This is a genomic window from Chlamydia ibidis 10-1398/6, from assembly GCF_000454725.1.
Classification (GTDB): Bacteria; Chlamydiota; Chlamydiia; order Chlamydiales; family Chlamydiaceae; genus Chlamydia; species Chlamydia ibidis.
The window spans coordinates 75,673-92,813 of the sequence record NZ_APJW01000002.1; the positions used below are offsets into that span (position 1 = coordinate 75,673).

The following is a 17,141-nucleotide window of genomic DNA, read 5'->3' on the forward strand; positions in this document are numbered from 1 at the left end:
AGGTTGAAAGGCTATACTGTAAAGATCACCTAGAGGTGGTACATTCCCAAGACATGTAAATCTGGAAGATTGCCAGTTTCTAAAGCTTGCATCCAAATTTTTGCATGTAGTGAAAATAAAGTAAGATACTGGAATAACTTATCTCCATCGAGATAATTCATATCAAGAATGTCTGATAAGAACAGTTGTTGTGATATCTCCCCATAACCTAGTATACCTTTAATATTTGACTGAGGGGAAGCATTCACGGATAAAGCAGCCTTAAATATCCTTTCTCTAAATACGTTATCAGGAAGAAGGCCTAAGATCGTTCCAACAGCCAGGTTCCCAGTACTACCATCTTCTTCCAATTGTACGGGCACTTGAGAATCACTAAAACGAATTAGGCAAGCATGATTCTTATCTGGAGATAACGAAGTATGTAATAAAGAGCCTAACGATTCCAGAAGTTGTTCGAATTGATTTTGCATAGGGCTGTTTATGACCAAGGATATGGTTTAGGGAAATCCGTAGCTTTCGGATAATCCTCATTGTTAATGTTAACTGAGTCAAGAGCATTAGCAAACATAGTTCCTAACTGCTGACGCTTATCTGCTGAGCCGAATAATCGTGATGAGGTGCCTCGTAAAGCTCTAAAGAATAAATTAAGAACCGAGGTTAAAGAATCGACATCATCACCAATAAGTTCTCTACAGGTGCGCTCTATCTTTGAAGCAGTTGGAAACTTGTCATTTATAATCTTATGAAATGTATCAGCAACCTTGTCAAACTTTAACTCTTCTGGATAAGCAGCACCTTCAGATTTTAAGGAACTTATCATATGAGGTAGTTGATCTTCAAAGAAATGGTATGAGGAAATAACAGCTTGCAGGTTCCTTGTTTCGGACATCATAACTTGTAGTTTAGGTGCCGGAACAGAACTACCTTCAGACTTTAGATCGGCAGCCATACCTTTCAGTAGAAATGATGAGATTGTACTCATTTCTGAAAAAGTATAGCTGGTCTGCAACATGTTTAGTAATTGTTCACAGGAATGGAAATCTGAAGTAACGTTGAGATAAAGTTCTCTAAGTCCTGGAGCAGAAATATTTAAAGCTTCAGCATATTCCTGAGAAGCAAACAGAATATTGCGTCCTCCTACTACAGCTTGTCGATTCTGTGTAGTATGCTGTTCTCTAGCCTGTATTAAAGCATCTTTAAGAGCTCCTTGAGAAGACGGCGTAGTTTGAACCAAATAGTCAAGAGCAATACTTTGTAAAGTAGGATCTGAAAACTTTGACTGTACGAGATCCAATATATCATCACTGGACGAATCGTCTCTCAGAGAATCACGAAGGCTGCGTAAATCTTGCGCAGAAATTTCCGCATTATTTTCTGTATATTTGTCAGCAAGATCTGCGTCTTGCTTATCTCCAGTAGTTTCTGTTTTTTTATCAGATTTCGATGTTGCAGATTTTTTACGAGACTCTAATGTTTTAAACTTATCTTCTTTTTTTCTAGTTCTTGTAGCTGCAGCTGGATTTGCTAAATCCTGGGAATCTTTAATCATACTGATATCAGATTGCTCTTGGCTTGCGACTACTTCTTGGGCATCTGCTTTCGCTGCAGCTGCTTGAACTTGGGCAACATTGACGGACTGCGCCCCACCTAAGCCACCAGCTCCACCAGATGCAGACATATACCCTCTCTAAAAGAAATAAAGAACCTCTAGAAAATTTGAATTCTTCCTAATGGCTGGATTCGAATTTCCGGAAGTATTTCCTGATAAGAAATCACAGCGATGTCAGGGAACTCAGTTTCTATCAATTTCCTTACATATCGTCTTACGTCAATTGCTGTCAATAAGACTGGAGGTTGTCCTCCAGGAGGTGTTGGCGTAATTGTATTTCTCATAGATTTTAAGATTAGATTTACGGAATCGGGATCTAATGCAAGATAGGAGCCAGCAGAAGTTTGTTTAATAGCACCCCGAATCATCTCCTCAATTTCTGGATCTAATAAATAAACAGAAATGGCAGATTGTCCCTGTGAAAATTTAAAGCTAATATATAACTTCAAGGAGGAACGCACATACTCTGTTAATAGGACAGTATCTTTTTCAGTTTGTGCCCATTCGCTAAGAGATTCTAGGATTGTTCTCAAATCTTTGATAGAAATTTGCTCTTGAACTAAGCGTTTGAAAATTTCTGTTAGTTTTTGTAGCGGGATCAGACGTGTAACTTCTTTCACCAAATCAGGGAAGGACCGTTCCATAAATTCTATCATAGAGCGAACTTCTTGAATTCCTAGGAACTCTTGAGAATTTCTATGGAAGAAGTAAGATAAGTGTAAGATAATTACTTCTAAAGGGGTCCAGTATTTGATGGCAGCTTTTTCCAAAATAGTTTTAGCATCATCACTGACCCAAGCTGAGGGCAGACCAGCAGCGTTTTTATAAGTAATGAAGGGCAAGTTATATCTTGCAAGATTATCTTCTACCTCATTAGTAAGGACGTGATGTGGAGGAATTTTACCACGTACATACGGAACTTCATTTAGAAGAATCATATAATCATATCCTTCTAGTGAAGGAGAATCAGTGCGCACATGAATACCCGGATAGCGAATGCCTATGTCTTGGTAGAGAGCTTGACGCATTTTAGGGATCATATCATCAATAAAGCTTTGACCAGATTTTGTGCGTATCTGGATTAGCTTAGATAGATCTTTCCCTAGCTCTAAAATAACTGGGAGTGTCAAGGAGTAGTCATCAGGATTATCTCCAGCCATAGCAGCACTATCTCCAGCTGCGCCAACAGTTGTTGATGCTGATGCTCCTTGTTTGCTACCACTATTCTTCTTAGCTAAAAGGATAAGGCCTAGAGTGGCGAATAGAACAGCTAGGATAGCAAATGACCATAAAGGGAATCCTTTGAAGAAACCCACGCCTAAAGTTGCTGCTGCTGCTAGTAGTAAGGCCCTAGGTTCTTTAACTAACTGCGAAGTAATTTCTTTACCCAGATTGGTATTCTTATCGCTTGATACACGTGTTGTGACGATACCAGCAGTTAATGAGATTAGTAGTGACGGGATTTGAGATACTAAACCGTCTCCAATGGATAATAGGGTGTAAACGTGGGCAGCTTGTGCTAAGTCCATGCCATGCATGGCTACTCCAATTGTGAGCCCGCCTACAATATTGATCAAAGAAATCACAATCCCTGCGATAACGTCCCCTTTAATGAACTTCATAGCACCGTCCATGGCTCCATAAAGTTCACTTTCCTTTTGGATCATTGCGCGTTTGTCACGAGCTTGTTGAGCATCAATCATTCCCGCACGTAAATCTGCGTCGATTGCCATTTGCTTACCAGGCATAGCATCTAACCGGAAACGCGCAGCAACTTCGGCGACACGCTCAGCACCTTTGGTAACCACGATAAACTGAATGATAGTAATGATCAAAAAGATGATGAATCCGACCACATAGTTACCTCCAACTACGAAGTCTCCAAATGCTTGGATGACATGGCCTGCGTATGCTTTGAGTAAGATTTGCCTCGAAGAGGAAATATTAATACCCAACCGGAACATTGTTGTGATTAGCAACAATGAAGGGAAAACCGATAATTGTAACGCACTAGGGATGTATAAGGCTACCATTAGCAGGAAGACAGATACTGCTAAGTTAATAGTAATCATTAAGTCAACAATAGCAGGGGGAAGAGGCAAAATGATCATCAAGACCACGCCAATCATCCACAAAGCTAGGAGGAGATCACTTGATCTATTGATCATGTTTAGAGCTGCATCTCCTCCAAAGGTTCTACTAACGAAATTAAGTAGCTTGTTCATTATAGAGTATCGGGTTGGTTAATATTTTTATTGTCAGGATTTTGCGCGTTCAGGGAAGTGATGTAGAGAAGGATTTCTCCAATAGCTTCATACGTTGATTCTGGAATAAACTTCAACTCTTTTCCTTCATCCCAAAGTTGATGAGCTAAAGGAACATTCCTCATAATCGGAATACCATATCTTTCAGCTTCTTGTAAGATCCGTTTTGCTCTTAAATTAATTCCCATCGCAATAATCCAAGGAGCTTTATATTTCTCAGGCATGTAGCCGATAGCTACTGCAATATCTTTTGGGTTCGAAACGACAGCACTCGCGTGTTTGATTTGAGAAGAGGGGTCTTCATAAGCAATTTCTTGAGCAATCTGACGCCGACGTCCTTTAATTTCTGGGTTACCTTCTGTATCTTTGAATTCTTGTTTAACCTCAAACTTTTCCATTTTTAATTCTTTAGCAAAGTTGTGTCTTTGATACACTAGGTCTAGAACAGCAACAACTAAGAAAAAAATGCCTATAGATGTTACTGCTTTATAAAGTACCTGCTTAAAGATAATGGCAGTAGTTAGAGGAGATGCTCCGGCTGTTTCTATAATGAGAGGAACTCGATTTTTTATCGTAATATACAAGATGAGCGCGGCACCAAAAATTTTGAATACTGACTTCAGAAGTTCAATGAGTGTTTTAATTTTAAATTTTTGTTTTAGATTATCAATAGGGTTAAATTTCTTTAAATCCGGCTTAAAAACCTCTGTAGAAAATGTTGGGCCAACTACTAGAAAACCAACAATAATCCCTACAAATCCTACGGCGCCTAGCAAAGGAAGAGACGTAGTTAAGATTAAAATTAAACAGTTATGAAGGTAATATAGAGTAACCCTAGGATCATGATTTAGGGGGGCCTCCTTAAAAATAGACACCAAAAAACTTCCTAAATGCTTAAAAAAAAACGAGGATAGAGAAAACGCCATAAACATCGATACGATGAAAGTAACGGCAGAGGGAAAATCTTGGGATTTTGCTACCTGGCCTTTTTTTCTAGCGTCTCTTAGACGTTTAGGCGTTGCCTTTTCTGTTTTTTCACCCATCGTTTGGCCAAAGTAAATAGCATTAAACCGGAATAAACTGGAAATTACTCCATAAAGGTGTTTTTCTCAAGAGAGAAGCCTAGACTATTGATAATGAAGTATGATAAAACTGAGAACTCAGTAATTGCAGAGATAGTTTACTTTCCAGGTATCTGTTCAATTTTGCGATTAAAAAAATTGCTAGACAAGAAAACTAGGTGGCCATAGACTCTCTCGTGATCACACTGAAGTCACTGGGAGCTTTCAGACTGTTCCTGGGGTTTTCTGGTACTGCAACTCCCGTGGGCGCGAATTAAAAAGGTTCGTGCTTGCGGGAGCCTAATTTTGAAAATCTGAGAGTAAAAGAAATTAGTTAGTGACAAGGGATGTATGGCACATACGGAGTGTGGGATTGTAGGGCTGCCTAATGTAGGCAAGTCTGGGTTGTTTAATGCGCTTACAGGAGCTCAAGTTGCGTCTTGTAATTATCCTTTTTGCACTATTGATCCTAACATCGGGATTGTTCCTGTTATAGACGACCGTTTAGATACATTAGCTAAGATTAGCCATAGTCAGAAAGTCATCTATGCTGATATGAAGTTCGTCGATATTGCTGGTTTGGTCAAAGGAGCATCGGATGGAGCAGGGCTAGGCAATCGTTTTCTATCGCATATTCGAGAAACGCATGCTATTGCTCACGTAGTTCGTTGTTTTGAAAATGATGACATTACGCATGTATCTGGTAAGATAGATCCTGAAGAGGATATCAATGTGATAAATCTTGAGTTGATTTTCTCTGATTTTTCCTCAGCGACAAGTATTTACAGTAAGTTATCAAAATTATCAAAAGGTAAGAAGGAAGAAGGACAAGTTCTGCTTACTTTGGATAAGGTAATAGCTCACTTAGAAAAAGAGCAGCCAGTACGTACATTAAATTTATCTCTTGAAGAAAAGACTCTTCTAAAACCTTATCCTTTACTAACATCAAAGCCTATGCTGTATGTAGCAAATATCAGCGAAAGTTCCATAGGAAGTGATGATAATGCTTATGTATCTATAGTTCGTCGAATAGCAGAAAAGGAAAGAGCTCAAGTAGTTCCTATATGCGTACAAATAGAGGAAGAAATCATGTCTTTACCAGAAGACGAAAGACATGATTTTCTTATTAGTCTAGGTTTAGAAGAATCAGGACTGAATAGATTGGTTTGTTCTGCTTATAATACTTTAGGATTGATTTCCTACTTTACTACTGGGCCTCAAGAAACTAGAGCGTGGACTATTCCTACAGGTTCTACAGCAGCAGAAGCTGCAGGTCAAATTCATTCTGATATACAGAAGGGATTTATTCGAGCTGAAGTTATTACTCTTGAGGATATGATAGCTCATCAGGGACGATTAGGAGTCCGCGAGGCAGGGAAGTTGCGGTCAGAAGGTAGGGATTACATCGTTCAAGATGGCGATATCATACTGTTTTTACATAACTAGGAGAGTTAAAGAACGATTTTGCTACTTTAGTATCTTTGAGCATAGCCTGTTTTAGAGATTCTTTTGAGGCGAAAGTTTGTTCTGCTCTTATAAATTTCCTTGGAATAACGGTGACTCTTTCTCCGTATAAATTGCCAGAAAATTCAAATAAGTGGGCTTCTAGAACTAATCCTTCCCGTTGTACGGTCGGCGCTAATCCCAGGTTCATTATACCTTGATAGTATGTTGCTTTGTGGACAACTTCACAAGCATATACCCCATGAGGCAAGAGAGCTGATTGTTGCTGAATATTAATAGTAGGAACTCCTAAGCACCTTCCTATACGTTTCCCTTGTATTACCTCTCCTGAATATTGATAAGGGTAGCCTAAGAAAGCATTAGCCTTCACTAGATCTCCTCGGGACAGAAATTCTCTAATTTTCTTACTAGAAACGATTTCACCGTCTACATAATATGGGGGGATTTTCATTAATTCTATATTTAATATCGTCGCTAGGGGGCATAGGCTTGTTATATTGCCTAAACCATCTTTGCCAAAACGCGAGTCATATCCTAGTATTAGGCGTTTACAACGCAGTGTATTATGTATTAACGAAAGGAATTCTTCAGCCGATTGATTAGCAAATTCTCTAGTGAAAGGGAGAACAAACGTATGATCAACAGACAAATTTGCAAAAATAGCAAGTTTCTCTTTGATTGTGGTAATTAACATAGGGGAAGAAGAGGATAGTAATGTTTGGGGATGAATATCAAAAGTGATAACCCCGCTTTTCCCTTCATAAGACGAAAGACGAGACAGCAGGCGCCTATGTCCTAAATGACAGCCGTCAAAAAAACCTATAGTTACCGAGTCAATTACATAATTAGGGGACGATAAGCTATAGGATATTTCCATTTGCATCTCGGAGGTGAGGAGATATATCAAAATCCGGTCGGTCCAACAGACACCCACTTATACATTGATCTATACAAAAAGTTCCACTACGTAAACGACGTAGCTCTTCTAAATAGGCTCCACAACCCAACATATTACCTAATTCATGGGCAATGCTACGAATATAAGTACCTTTACTACATTGCACAGAAAAATGAAGGAGAGGATATTGATAATTAGTAATTTGTAAACTGACTTGAACAGTAGAACAACGTCGTTCTATAGTGAGTCCTTGACGAGCATACTCATATAATTTCTTGCCATGAACTTTTTTTGCTGAAAACATGGGAGGAACTTGCTGAATCTCTCCTTGAAAATACTCTGCAGCTTTCAAGATTTCGTCAAGAGTAGGAATCTTTTTAGATCTTCCTACAATCTTCCCATCACAATCATATGAATCTGTCGTAGTGCCGAGATGAGCTACTGCTGCGTACTCTTTATCTTCAAACAACAAAACATCAGATAATCGAGTAAATTTTCTACCAATCAACATGACCATGACACCCGTAGCAAAGGGGTCTAGAGTACCCGCATGACCAATCTTTTTAACACGAATAAGACGTGTTAACGCACGAATGAGACTAAAAGACGTCCTTCCTTGCGGCTTATCTACAAGAAGAATGCCTTCTTTAAGTTCTGTTGCAACTTCCATAGTGATATCATTGATATTCAACTTTAAGAAGAACCTAGACTATATCAGTTCTTATCTTGTTCACGAATCTTCAAAAGTAAGCTTTCTATATGGTCTTGAGGAGAAAAAATATCTTCCAAATAAAAAACAAGCTCAGGGAAGTACTTCAAAACTACCCCCTTAGACGCTTTGCAAGCGATATATCCAGACGAAGCTTTTAAAGCATCTAAAGTTTCCTCTTGACTGTTCTCATGAGGCATAATGGAGACATATACACGTGCTAAATGTAAATCTTTGGACAAAACCACTCTAGTCACGGTGATCCAGCGGTTAGAAATCTTAGGATGCTTGACATCTTTTAAGATGACGTCCGCAATGGCTTCACGAAGCAGGGAGTTAACTTTCTTTATGCGTCTGTTTTCTGTCATAATACTTTAAAGTTTTTGTGGATGATAAATTACCTCATAGCATTGCAAAATATCACCTACTTGACCTTGATGATACCCTTCCAACAATATACCGCATTCCAAGCCCTTCTTCACTTCTCTCACGTCTTCTTTGATACGTTTTAGAGAGGATAGGTTACCTTTCCAAACAACTTCTTTATTACGTATAACCCGTACTTTTTGATTTCTGGTCATAGAGCCTTCGATTACTAAGCAACCATAGATTACTCCTAACTGAGAAGATTTAAATGTTTCTTTAATCTCAGCACTTCCAAGATTTCTTTCCTCAGCAATAGGATCTAATAGGGAAGTCATCATCTCCTTAATGGCATCTACTGCATGATAGATGATATTAAATAGCTCAACTTTAACTCCCAAATTTTTAATCAAAGATTCTGCATGGCTCTCAATTCCAGTATGAAAACCAATGACCACTGCTTTTGAGGCAGCCGCCAAACGTATATCTGATTCAGATATTTCTCCCACTCCACTGGAAAGAACCTCAGCACTTACCTTCGTTGAAACTATATTGAGAATAGAACTTGCCAAAGCTTCAATAGAACCCTGAACGTCGGCTTTGATGATGAGCTTTAGGGTTTTCTTATTTTGGAGCATTGCATCGAAGTTAGGACGTTTCTTCTGTAGCAAAGCAAAACGTTGCTGACCAGCCACCCTAGCTTCAATAATTTCTTTCGCGGTTTTCTCGTTTTTGACAACGACAAAGGAATCGCCAGCCTTCGGGATACTTGATAGTCCAGTGATTAATACAGGAGTTGAGGGAGCTGCTTCTTGCATTAATTGGTTATGCTCATTATGCATAGTTTTTACTTTACCATAACAGTCATTAAAGACTAAAGCTTCTCCAAGATGTAGGGTTCCGTTTTGAACCAAAATGGTAGCAACAGCGCCCAGCCCTTTATGTAGTTCTGACTCAATAACTAGACCGCGAGCGCGAGCTGAAGGGTCAGCTTTAAGTTCTAGAACTTCAGCTTGTAACGCTAGCATTTCTAGAAGTTCGGGTAACCCTTCTCCAGTTTTTGCTGAAGTATTGATGGTCACTGTAGTGCCACCCCAAGCTTCCGGTAAAAGATTAATTTCTGAAAGCTGTCGATAGATTGTCTCAACGTTAAAATTGGGTTTATCAGACTTATTAATCGCAACTACAATCGTAATATTTGCAGAACGAGCGTGTTCAACAGCTTCTATGGTTTGTTCTTTTATACCCTCATCACCAGCTACAACTAAAACTACAATATCGCAAACTTCTGCTCCCCTCGCCCTCATTGCAGAAAATGCTTCGTGACCAGGAGTGTCTAGAATAGTAATGTCTCCGACTGGAGTAGAGCAACAAAATGCCCCCATATGTTGTGTAATTGCACCAGCCTCTGTAGCTGCTGTATTACTCTTTCTTAGAGCATCAATAAGTGTAGTCTTTCCATGGTCAACGTGTCCCATGAAGGCAACAATAGGGGATCGAGTGACTAGTTTATCAGGATCCGTGGCCTGTATTTCTTCTTTGACAGTATTGCTTTCAATGCAAAGTTTATCTTGTTCAGAAGAGTCGATATCAATCGTACAACCGAACTCAAGACCAATAAATTGAACGATTGTCTCATTATCCAGAATATCGTTGACTACGTATGTCATGCCATGAATGAACATTTTCTGTATCAACTCAGATGCCTTCAACTTCATCTCAGCGGCAAGATCTTTCACCGTGATTGGCAAAGGAACTTTAATGTGGGTAGGGCGTTGAATGGTGTGTTCATCATAGTGTTTCTTTACTTTTTGGACACGTTTCTTGCGCCATTTCTCATCTTCGTTACCATCATTCAGACCGTAGCGATCTCTCCCAGTAAAAGCTCTAAGATTTTCTTCAGATTTTTTAGAACGATCTCGAAAATCAGAACCAGATTTTTTTGAAGAATCTTTACGATGAAAGACAGGAGAGGATGGACGATTATTGCTATTAGGAGAGTGTTGTTTATGCCCGACGCTTTCTGCTGATCCCTGAGAGTTTGCTGGCTTATTGGGAGAGGAGGGTTGACGTTCCTTAGCAACACTTTTTTCTTGCTTATCAGGAGCCTTGAAGGTTTTTGCTAGCAAATGATTAATGTGTTTACCAGTAGGCCCAAACTTTGATTTAATCGACACAACAGATCTAGGCTCTTTAGGTTTTTCAGGGAGAGGCGGCGGCGGAGGTACAGCTGGCTGCGAAATCGTCTGAGATTCTGGTTCTAAATCTAATACGATTTCGTCATCCACAAGCGCGGACGCTGTATTTTCAACAGAGTCATTAGTGCTTTCTTTTAATTCGAGACTTTCACTTTCTTCTGCAGAAGGAGAGATTGATCCCGATTCTAGCTCAGGAGTGGGAGTGATTAAAGTGGAAGACTCCTGCTCCTCAGACACGAAAGAAGAGCGGTTTTTCGCCCTAATCCTACGAAGAGATGAATCCGTAGAAACAGGTTCACTAGGAGCAACTGCACTAGTCGAAACAACTGCCTTTTTTACAGCTTTCTCTTTTGCTGGAGCTTTAGCAGAAGGCTTTTCTGAGGAACTTTTCGTTTCTGAAGATCCTGCTTGAGCTAACTTTTGTTTAAGCTTATCTAAACCAGCAGCTTTTGTTAATTGAGCGTTCTTAATCTTCAATTTTAGGTTTTTCGTCAATTTTGCCTTCTCCATATTTGCTGACTTGCTCGAGGATCTTGTAAGCAAGCTCTAAACTGATTCCAGGAACAGCAGCCAGATCGTTGGCGCTAGCTAACAACACTTTTCTGATAGTGTCGTATCCTGCGTGCTCAAGGTTTTGAATCACTAACTTGCTGATGCCTTCTACATCTAGAGGCTGATCCAACCTTGGATTATCAAATTCTGCTAATTGTAATCGCTGGATCTCCAACAATTTATTGTACTCACTCATACGCTGAACTTCGAGTTCATATTCCAAAATTTGGCTGATGAGACGAGCGTTGATTCCACGCTTACCAATAACCGTAGCGTAGTCTGTGTCATGAACAACTATAGCTATAACCTTGTCATCCTCTAAGATCGCAATTTTTTGGATTTCTATAGGATAAAGAAGGTTCTGCAACAACTCTGTCACAGAAGGAGAGTAGTTGACAATGTCTATTTTTTCATCATTTAATTCCCGAATAATATTCTTAACTCGAGAACCTCTCATTCCTACAAAGGCGCCAACAGGATCTATCTTAGGATCAGACGAAGTAACAGCCACCTTTGTTCTATAACCCGCCTCTCGTGCAATTTTAACAATTTCCACCGAACCTTCTTCTAATTCCGGAACTTCTTGGAAAAATAATTGCTTGACGAACTCAGGGTGACTTCGACTAAGAATAACCTCTGCACCTCCCGTCTCAGTCTCCTGAACTTCATACAGAAGTGCGTAGATTTTATCACCAATTTTATGCTTTTCAGTCTTAGGATAAAACCTTGCAGGAAGTAGAGCTTCGACTTTCCCTAAATCAACAATCAGATTAGAGCCCTTAGAAAAGCGTTTAATCACTCCAGAGATGATCTCGTTTAACCTATAGCGGTATTCTTCGTAGATAACATCTCGCTCTGCATGCCGCAGCTTCTGTCCAATAATTTGTCTGGCAGCATGAGCCGCAATTCTCCCAAAATGTTCAGAAACAAAGGGTACATCCATATATTGTCCAACTTGACAATCGGGATCATATTCTCTTGCCTTGTCTAGAGGGATTTCCTTACTTGGGTTATGACACTCTTCTACAATTTCCTTCTCACAAAAGACCTCAATGTCTCCAGTTTTGGAATTAACATTCACCGAAACGTTAGCATCGTCTCGCAACGTTTTTTTAGCCGCAATTTTTAAGGCGGATTCAATGGCGCCTACAATTGTAGCACGCTGAATGCCTTTTTCTTTCTCCATGTAGTCAAAAATAGCTACAAGATCTTTATTCATATACTCCTCTTGTAAATAAGGAAACGGACAGAGTGTTGAGTGAGATTGGGCTTACGTTGAAAAACAAAAGCCCAACCGACAATCGCTTTTATTGTTAATATTACTTTCCTTTCTTCCTGCTGTCTGAATTCATGATGCCTTCAAAATCTAGATCACCCAAAGTTGGTTCCTTATACTCGGAAGTATGACCTTCGTTCATGCATTCCTTAACAGAAAGGGAGACTTTTTTATGTTCAGGATCTAATTTAATCACCTTTGCCGAAACCGTGTCTCCTATGGAGATAATATCTTCAATTTTGGCAAACGGCTTATCAGAGAGTTCTGACACGTGAATTAAGCCTTCAATCCCGTTTTGCAGCTCTACAAAAGCGCCAAACGCAGTGATTTTAGTTACGACCCCAGAAATGATGCTGCCTGCTGGGAACATCGCTTCGATTTCGTCCCAAGGATTAGAACTCAATTGTTTAACACCTAGGGTAATTTTTTTGCTCTCTTTATCTACAGAAAGAATTACTGCTTCAACTGTGCTGCCTTTTTTGAATAATTCAGAAGGGTGAGAAACCTTTTTTATCCAACTCATATCAGAAATATGTATCAGCCCTTCAATTCCCGGTTCAAGCTCTACAAAAGCACCATAGTTGGTTAAATTTTTAATCTCAGCGTGAACATGCAATCCAATAGGATATTTTTCTTCAATATTGTCCCAAGGATTTCGTTCTGTTTGTTTTAAGCCCAAAGAAATCTTGCCTTCGTCTTTCTGGATTGACAAAACGATAGCTTCGACCTCATCACCTTTGTTTACAACTTCACTAGGGTCAACAACATTTTTAACCCAAGACATCTCAGAAACGTGAATTAAGCCTTCTATACCTTCTTCAATCTCGATAAATGCTCCGTAAGGAAGCAGTTTTACAATTTTGCCTGTTACGCGTTTCCCTGGAGGGTATTTTTTCTCAATATCTTCCCAAGGGTTGTGTTCTTTCTGTTTCAGACCCAGAGCTACCCGACCTTTCTCTTTGTCAACACTTAGAATAATAACTTCAAGTTCTTGATTAAGTTCTACCATTTCAGAAGGGTGGCGAATTCTTTTCCATGTCATATCTGTGATATGAAGAAGACCGTCAATACCGTCGAGATCTAAGAACACACCGAAGTCTGTAATATTTTTAACAATACCTTTACGATATTCGCCGATAGAAATTTGCTCGATCAATTCAGCTTTTTTCGAGATTCGTTCTGCTTCCAACAACTCTCTTCTCGAAACAACAACGTTACGCCGCTCAGTATTAATTTTTAGAATCTTAAATTCACAAACTTTTCCGACGTAATCATCAAGATTTTTGATTTTTTTATTGTCAATTTGAGAGCCAGGAAGGAAAGCCTCCATCCCAATATCAACAATAAGTCCACCTTTGACTTTGCGTGTAATTTGACCTTTAACGATCGACCCTTCTTCACAATGGGCTAAAATATATTCCCACTGTCTCTGGCGAGTAGCCTTTTCTCTGGATAAAACAACTTTGCCTTCTTCGTCCTCAGTTTGATCTAAGTAAACCTCTACCTCAGCACCAAGAACTAAACCCTCGGAAGAGTCAATAAACTCTGACATAGGTATAACCCCTTCAGATTTCAGACCAACATCAACGACCACAAAGTCATTATTGATATCAACTACAGTACCTTTTAGGATGGCGCCAGGTTGTATCTCACTAGTAGGTTCCTCATCGCTTGAAGTAATTCCATGAGCTGAATAGAGAAGATCTTTGAACTCAGCTACGTCTTCCGAGAGGCAATCTATATTATCAAGAATTTTTTTGGATCCCCAAGTGTATTCAGATTGTTTTGGCATTTATTGTTATTCTCCTAAAAACTACAAAGTCAAAAAAGACAGTGTAAATATAAACCTTAAAAAAGGCAAGATCTCCCTTGCGGCAGATTTTTCGTTCTATTTGTTGCTTAAAATTTTTTTATTTGCTTTAGATTTTATCGTAAAAATCATCAAAACAAGGTAAGGATAAATGACTCACTCTAAAGTGGTAATTATCGGCTCTGGCCCTGCAGGTTATACTGCTGCGATTTATGCTGCAAGAGCACTTTTACATCCCGTTCTATTTGAGGGTTTTTTTTCTGGAATTGCCGGAGGACAATTGATGACTACTACTGAGGTAGAGAATTTTCCTGGGTTTTCTCAAGGAATCTTTGGCCAAGAATTAATGGAAAACATGAAATCTCAGGCCGTCCGTTTCGGAACGCATGTGATTCCCAAAGATATTACTTCGGTTGATTTTGGTGTACACCCTTTTGTACTTATATCTAACGAAGAAAAATATACCTGTGATGCTTGCATTATTGCTACAGGAGCTTCTGCCAAACGTTTAACAATTCCTGGATCTGGGGACGATGAATTTTGGCAAAAAGGTGTTACTGCCTGCGCTGTCTGTGATGGAGCTTCTCCCATTTTCAGAAATAAAGAGCTCTATGTGATTGGAGGGGGTGATTCCGCATTGGAGGAGGCAATATTTTTAACGAGATATGCTAGCCGAGTCTACGTTGTCCATAGACGGGATGTCTTAAGAGCTTCCAAAGTTATGATTAAAAAAGCCCAGTCTAATGAGAAGATTTCCTTCTTGTGGAACAGTGAGATTATAAAAATTTCAGGAGATAATTTGGTGCGTTCTGTTGATATCGTTAACAATCTGACAAATGAGGTGGAAACTCGAGAAGCTGCAGGAGTATTTTTTGCTATTGGTCACCAACCAAATGTTAGTTTTTTAGGTGGACAGTTAGAACTAGATTCTCATGGGTATATCGTTACGGAAAAGGGGAGTACAAAAACTTCAATTCCCGGAGTATTTGCTGCAGGAGACGTGCAGGATAAGTATTACAGACAAGCAATCACAGCAGCGGCTAGTGGGTGCATGGCAGCTCTAGACGCTGAACGTTTCTTGGGCTAAGACTATAGCCACTGCAGTCGCGTATTCTCTGCTATGGCTAAAGGAAAGCAAGACTTTCTTTACCTGAAGTTCTTCTCTTATTTTTTTGTTAAGAAGAACTTCGGGTTGTCCATTTGTTCTAATAATTTCAATATCCTTCCATCCAATCTTTTTCCCTATGCCAGTCCCTAGTGCTTTGGAAACAGCTTCTTTGGCTGCATATCTAGCAGCTAAAGAAGGATAGGGATTCGTAGACTGAAAACAGTAGTCTTGTTCTTGCGTAGTAAACAGACGGTTTAACATTCTGACCCCATGTCTTTCTATGGCCGCACGGATTCTACTAATCTCTATAATGTCAATTCCGGTATGCAATATTTCCATAACTATAGTTGAAGAGAAGAGAGGATTTTTTGAGATTCTTTTAGGTAGGCGATGGCAGTTTGGATTAATGCACATGCGATTGTAGACTGTATGAGAAACATTACACTAGTCGAGTGGATATAATTTTTTAGAACAATTGAGAAACTCATCATTAGTATTAAAATCGCCCACCGTTTAGATAGGAAAGATTTCATTATGTATTCAGAAAGTGAGAGTTTTTTTTGTGCCAACTTTTCGGACAGTATTTTTTGTGCATGCACTGACCGACTTAAAAAATAGCGATACTTTATTGTAGAGAGAAACCAGGCTCCCATGGTCAGGGGAATGAATAGAAGGATGGGAAATGTTGGGTCAATGATGGTATACGTGCTTTTGAACAACAATTTGAACCCTGGAATGAACCAGAGAATTGCAGGTAGTTGAATAAAAAATTTCTGTTTTTTCATTGCTTCTGGTCTTATTTTGGTGTAACCATTATAGCCGGAGTTTATTTTTTTTCTATTTTTGGATTTATGTAATGTGCTTTCTGTTATCCGTGATACGTTGGGACTACTCAAAAATTTTATACTCATCAGATAAGTGGCATGTTAATATATCTTGGTACGGTGTTTGTTTTGCAGTCGGTGTTTTGATGGCTTACGCTTTTGGTTTGCGTCTTGCCTCTAATGTTTATGAAGAATCTAAGAACTATTGTTGTACTAAGGCAAGGTTTCTAGAAATCTTGGAAAACTATGGTCTTTATTCCCTTCTTTTTATCATCCCTGGAGCAAGGATTGCCTATGTACTTTTTTATGGTGGTAAATTTTATTTTGATCACCCCTGGGAAATTATTAAAATTTGGCACGGTGGGTTGTCCAGTCATGGTGGAATAGCTGGGTTGCTTTTATGGACAATAATATTCAGCTATGCGTATGCAAAAAGAATTCCGATCCTCACATTTTTCTTCTTAACAGATTTGTGTGCATCTGTGTTTGGGTATACAGCTTTTTTGATTCGTATAGGGAATTTTATTAATCAAGAGATTGTTGGGACTCCTACATCGCTGCCTTGGGGGATAATTTTCTCCAATCCAATGCAGGGAATTATAGGGGTGCCTGTTCATCCTGTACAGTTATACGAAGGTGTGGCGTATTTTATATTATCAACGGTTCTGTATGTCTTAAGTTATAATTGCATATTTCGTCTTGGTTCTGGGTTCGCTACATCTATTGCTTGTATGGGAGTTGCTATAATTCGTTTTTTTGCAGAATTTTTGAAAACGCATCAGGGCAATGTGGTAAGCGAGTTTAGTTTCTTAACTATCGGTCAATTGCTTTCCATCCCTTTATTTCTTTTTGGGCTGTGTTTGGGCATATTCTGCCTGCTTTTTAACAGGAATAGATGTTCTTGAGGTTCAAAATATCTTTTTCAGAATACCTTATGAGAAGAATTTTTCTTTTGTTGCCATAGTCTCTGCCTCCTCCCATCGTTATTGCCCTACTATTACTAAG

The 17,141-nt window shown here is 39.2% G+C and carries 14 protein-coding genes; 3 read left to right on the forward strand and 11 right to left on the reverse strand.

Annotated elements, in window-relative coordinates; genetic code table 11:
- Nucleotides 1–29 precede the first annotated feature (29 nt).
- The 4 genes from H359_RS02395 to sctU are packed head-to-tail and all read right to left on the reverse strand — an operon-like array spanning nt 30 to nt 4,916.
- Nucleotides 30–470, reverse strand: coding sequence for a CesT family type III secretion system chaperone (locus tag H359_RS02395; protein WP_020370076.1), 441 nt, complete (start codon nt 468–470; stop codon nt 30–32).
- An 8-nt stretch (nt 471–478) separates the two neighbouring features.
- Nucleotides 479–1,678: a type III secretion system gatekeeper subunit SctW gene (gene sctW / locus H359_RS02400; RefSeq protein ID WP_020370077.1), complete on the reverse strand. Its 1,200-nt coding sequence runs from the start codon at nt 1,676–1,678 to the stop codon at nt 479–481.
- Between the two features lie 29 nt (nt 1,679–1,707).
- The gene (gene sctV / locus H359_RS02405) at nt 1,708–3,834 is read right to left on the reverse strand and encodes a type III secretion system export apparatus subunit SctV (protein WP_035391991.1); all 2,127 of its coding nucleotides are present in this window, start codon (nt 3,832–3,834) and stop codon (nt 1,708–1,710) included.
- A complete protein-coding gene (sctU, locus tag H359_RS02410; protein WP_020370079.1) occupies nt 3,834–4,916 on the reverse strand; it encodes a type III secretion system export apparatus subunit SctU in 1,083 nt (360 codons plus the stop codon). The genes sctV and sctU overlap by 1 nt, the downstream gene beginning before the upstream one ends.
- Before the next feature lie 369 nt (nt 4,917–5,285).
- On the opposite strand from sctU, the gene ychF reads away from it, so the two are divergent.
- The gene (gene ychF / locus H359_RS02415; protein WP_020370081.1) at nt 5,286–6,380 is read left to right on the forward strand and encodes a redox-regulated ATPase YchF; all 1,095 of its coding nucleotides are present in this window, start codon (nt 5,286–5,288) and stop codon (nt 6,378–6,380) included.
- Here the strand turns inward: ychF and H359_RS02420 are convergent.
- The 6 genes from H359_RS02420 to rpsA form a co-directional block, all read right to left on the reverse strand.
- Nucleotides 6,358–7,275, reverse strand: coding sequence for a bifunctional riboflavin kinase/FAD synthetase (locus H359_RS02420; protein ID WP_020370082.1), 918 nt, complete (start codon nt 7,273–7,275; stop codon nt 6,358–6,360). The genes ychF and H359_RS02420 overlap by 23 nt on opposite strands.
- The gene (gene truB / locus H359_RS02425; protein ID WP_020370083.1) at nt 7,259–7,966 is read right to left on the reverse strand and encodes a tRNA pseudouridine(55) synthase TruB; all 708 of its coding nucleotides are present in this window, start codon (nt 7,964–7,966) and stop codon (nt 7,259–7,261) included. Before truB ends, H359_RS02420 begins: the two co-directional genes overlap by 17 nt.
- 44 nt (nt 7,967–8,010) lie before the next feature.
- Nucleotides 8,011–8,373, reverse strand: coding sequence for a 30S ribosome-binding factor RbfA (gene rbfA, locus H359_RS02430; RefSeq protein WP_035391994.1), 363 nt, complete (start codon nt 8,371–8,373; stop codon nt 8,011–8,013).
- 6 nt (nt 8,374–8,379) lie between these two features.
- Nucleotides 8,380–11,076, reverse strand: a complete 2,697-nt coding sequence (infB, locus tag H359_RS02435; protein ID WP_081031106.1) for a translation initiation factor IF-2 — start codon at nt 11,074–11,076, stop codon at nt 8,380–8,382.
- Nucleotides 11,033–12,337 (reverse strand): transcription termination factor NusA, encoded by a 1,305-nt coding sequence (nusA, locus tag H359_RS02440; RefSeq protein ID WP_020370086.1) that lies wholly within the window; start codon nt 12,335–12,337, stop codon nt 11,033–11,035. The genes infB and nusA overlap by 44 nt, the downstream gene beginning before the upstream one ends.
- A gap of 100 nt (nt 12,338–12,437) precedes the next feature.
- Nucleotides 12,438–14,186: a 30S ribosomal protein S1 gene (rpsA, locus tag H359_RS02445; RefSeq protein ID WP_020370087.1), complete on the reverse strand. Its 1,749-nt coding sequence runs from the start codon at nt 14,184–14,186 to the stop codon at nt 12,438–12,440.
- Nucleotides 14,187–14,355: 169 nt separating this feature from the next.
- Here rpsA and trxB point away from each other — a divergent pair, with 169 nt between their 5' ends.
- Nucleotides 14,356–15,291 carry a thioredoxin-disulfide reductase gene (gene trxB / locus H359_RS02450; protein WP_020370089.1) on the forward strand — a complete coding sequence of 312 codons (936 nt, stop codon included), beginning with the start codon at nt 14,356–14,358 and terminating at the stop codon, nt 15,289–15,291.
- On the opposite strand, the gene acpS is transcribed toward trxB, so the two are convergent.
- On the reverse strand, nt 15,265–15,651 hold the full coding sequence (gene acpS / locus H359_RS02455) for a holo-ACP synthase (RefSeq protein ID WP_035391996.1): 387 nt from the start codon (nt 15,649–15,651) through the stop codon (nt 15,265–15,267). The two genes, trxB and acpS, sit on opposite strands and share 27 nt — an antisense overlap.
- Nucleotides 15,652–16,168: 517 nt before the next feature.
- On the opposite strand from acpS, the gene H359_RS02465 reads away from it, so the two are divergent.
- Complete coding sequence (locus tag H359_RS02465) at nt 16,169–17,041, forward strand: prolipoprotein diacylglyceryl transferase (protein WP_020370092.1); 873 nt, start codon at nt 16,169–16,171, stop codon at nt 17,039–17,041.
- Nucleotides 17,042–17,141 lie beyond the last annotated feature (100 nt).